General features: G+C 56.4%; 1 protein-coding gene and 1 pseudogene. Both read left to right on the top strand.

All coding sequences use genetic code 11. The features are described 5' to 3' along the window. Window positions 1-1,470 (top strand): annotated as a pseudogene (locus J5224_RS24150) (hypothetical protein); the annotation flags it as partial. Then, window positions 1,413-3,413, top strand: a 2,001-nt coding sequence (locus tag J5224_RS24145) for a beta strand repeat-containing protein (RefSeq protein WP_264627766.1), incomplete at its 3' end; no start/stop codon positions are given. The pseudogene J5224_RS24150 and the gene J5224_RS24145, both read left to right, overlap by 58 nt.

Raw genomic sequence — 3,413 nt, 5'->3', positions numbered from 1 at the left:
GTCGGGCGCGGCGGATATGCAGCGTTGATGGGAGGGAGCGTAAAAAATGACGGACTTATCAATGTACCGGTAGGCAAAGTGGGCTTGGGAGCAGCCGAGAAAGTGACCCTCGATCTCTCTGGCGATGGTTTCCTCCAGGTTGCGGTACCGAGCACTTCCGGCGTGAAAGAGGCGTTGATTCAGAATAACGGGACCGTATCGGCTAACGGAGGGGCGGTTATCATGACGGCCGCAACCGCGCGCAATGCGGTACGCAACGCCATCAATCTCTCCGGCGTGGTTGAAGCCAACAGCGTGGGCGGCCAAAACGGCGCCATCACCATTGGCGGCGGCGAGGGTGGCAACGTTGCCGTATCGGGCACCGTTACCGCCACCGCGGCGCAGGGAAATGGCGGTAAGGTGAACATTACCGGCGATTCGATTGCTCTGGCGGGTGCCAAGGTGGATGTCTCCGGTAAAACCGGCGGTGGCACCGTCAACATTGGCGGTGGCACCGTCAACATTGGCGGTGAACGTCAAGGTAAAGGCAGCACACAGCGCGCCACAACTACCACGCTTGATGCCTCCACCGTAGTAAAAGCGGATGCGATCATCGAGGGCAACGGCGGTAACGTTGTTGTGTGGTCAGATAAGCATACCCGCTTTGCCGGCAACATCAGCGCACGCGGTGCGGGTGCTGGCAACGGTGGCGAAGCAGAAGTCTCAGGCAAAGCGACACTCGCTTACGCGGGCAAAACCGATCTGTCGGCGGACAGTGGTAAATACGGTAACCTGCTGCTCGATCCGCACAATGTGATTATCTCATCGGCCGCCGATACAGGATCGGGGTTCAGCGCCAGCGCCGATGATAGCGTCATCAATGCAGGCACGCTGCAAGGGGCGCTGGCATTGGCGAATGTGACCGTTTCAACAGGCTCCAGCGGTACACAGAGCGGTGATATTACCGTTGCCAGCAATATTGGCTGGTCCGCCGATACCACGTTAACGCTGGAGGCTGCTGGCAACATTGCTCTTAACGGCAATATCGCTGCGACCGGCACCAACGCGGGTCTGGCGCTCAATTATGGCAGTGGAAAAGACTATACGTTGCTATCGGGCAAATCCGTCACCCTGTCTGGCGCCAATTCATCACTTTCTATCGGCGGCGAGAGCTACACGCTGATACGCTCGATGGCGCAGTTGGATGCCATCGATACCACCGGATTATCGGGTCGTTATGCGCTGGCACAGAATGTGAATGCCAACGGCACCACTTACAGCAATGCCCTTGTCGGAACATCGTCAGGAACTGCATTCAGCGGTATCTTCACTGGTCTTGGCAACACCCTCTCCAACCTGAAAATCAACAGTGCCGATACGTATGTAGGGCTGTTTGGTTATAACACCGGCACCATCAGAAATGTCGCGCTGACGTGTTGGCCGCCTATAACACCGGTAGGGTGGCCTATGCCTCTGCGGCCGGTAGCTTGACGCGCACTTCCACAGCCACCACCTATATGGGTGGACTGGTTGGGCAAAATATCGGAACAGTGAAATACAGCCATTCTGGTGCCAACATCACAGCGATCAACAGTTCAAACGGTTCCTATTGGGGCGGACTGGTGGGGCAAAATAATAAAGATATTCTGCAAAGCTATGCCGATGGCACCATCAATCTCTCAGGAACATCCGGCAATGGCTCACAGAATGTCGGGGGACTAGTCGGAAACAACGCGTTCGGGGCGAAAGTTAACCAGAGCTACTCTGCTGCCAATATAACCGCATCGGGTATGGGCGGTGCCGCATCCTTTATCGGAGGACTGGTCGGTTATAACGCCGGTGCATTGAATAATGTCTACACCACCAGTACCTTGAATACAGGCATTAACTCTTGGGCAGGGGGATTGGTCGGCTATAACGCAAGTGGTACTGTCGCCAATAGTTATGCCGCCGCTGTCTTTAACTACTCGACGCCGCCCTCCTTCTATGGCGGATTGATCGGATATAACGGCTTCAGCACGCTGCAAAATCTCTATTGGAATACCCAAACCTCCTCCTCGGTGGGGGTAGGCTCCGGCAGCAGCAACAGCACTGTCGTTGGGCTCACTACCGCTCAAATGAAAAACGCCAGTAACTTTAGCGGGCTTGATAGCACAGTTTGGGCACCCGCTAGCGGTTCCGCGTCCCCCGCACTGTTTGGTTTCTCAGGCGTCGTCGGTGTGGCACAGAATGCCGTTTACGGCGCGACACCAACGACAACCTATTATGGTGCCGGTTTCTGGAACGCGATAAGCGGCCGTTTGACCAATGGGCTTCAGCTTACAGACAATGTCGGTGTTCACACATTAAGCACCGCAGGGCTGACCGCCATTAACGCGAGCGGACAAGCGGCAAGTATTATCAGCCTTGGCGGCACCGTTACGCCCGCGCTGCTGACCATCACCGCGAATAACACCAGTAAAGTCTATGGCAGCAGCTTCCCCTTCCTTTCCTACACCGCTTCCGGGTTAGTCAATGGGGATTATATTACCTCGATGGGCTATACAAGCTTAGGTTTCTCCTCCACGGCCAACGTTGGCAGCTATAGTCTCGCAGTAAGTGGTGCAGGCGGTGTCGGGCTGTCCAACTATACCATCAGTTATAACAGTGGTGCTTTGAACGTCACCCCGGCGGCGCTCACCATCAGCGCTGACAACGCCAGCAAGATCTATGGCAACAGTGCAAATCTCGGTTATAGCGCCGCAGGTCTGGTGAACGGCGATACGGTTGACGGGCTGGCGCTGACCAGCGCCGGTAACGCCACCAGCGCCACTGTCGGTAGCTATGGTATCGCGGCCAGCAATGCTACCGGCAGCAAACTGGGCAACTACACCATCAGCTATAACGATGGCACGCTGACCGTAACGCCTGCGGCACTTACCATCAGCGCCGACAACGCCAGCAAGATCTATGGCAACAGTGCAAACCTCGGTTATACCACTGAGGGGCTGGTAAACGGCGATGCGGTTAATGAGTTGACGCTGACCAGCGTTGGTAACGCTACTACCGCCAACGTCGGCAGCTACAGCATCGCGGCCAGCAATGCGACCGGAACGGGTCTGGGTAACTACACCATCAGCTACAACAACGGCACGCTGACCGTCACTCCGGCGGCGCTTACCATCAGCGCTGATAACGCCAGCAAAATCTATGGCAGCAGTGCAAACCTTGGTTATACCACTGAGGGGCTGGTAAACGGTGATACGGTTGACGGACTGACGCTGACCAGCGCCGGTAACGCTGCCAGCGCCACTGTCGGCAGCTACGGTATCGCGGCCAGCAATGCTAGCGGCACTGGGCTGGGTAACTACACCATCAGCTACAACAACGGCACCCTAAGCGTGACACCCGCCGCACTGACTATCAGCGCCGACAACGCCAGCAAAATCTACGGC

The organism is Candidatus Symbiopectobacterium sp. NZEC135 (assembly GCF_025962695.1).
This window is presented reverse-complemented; position numbering and strand designations above follow the sequence as displayed.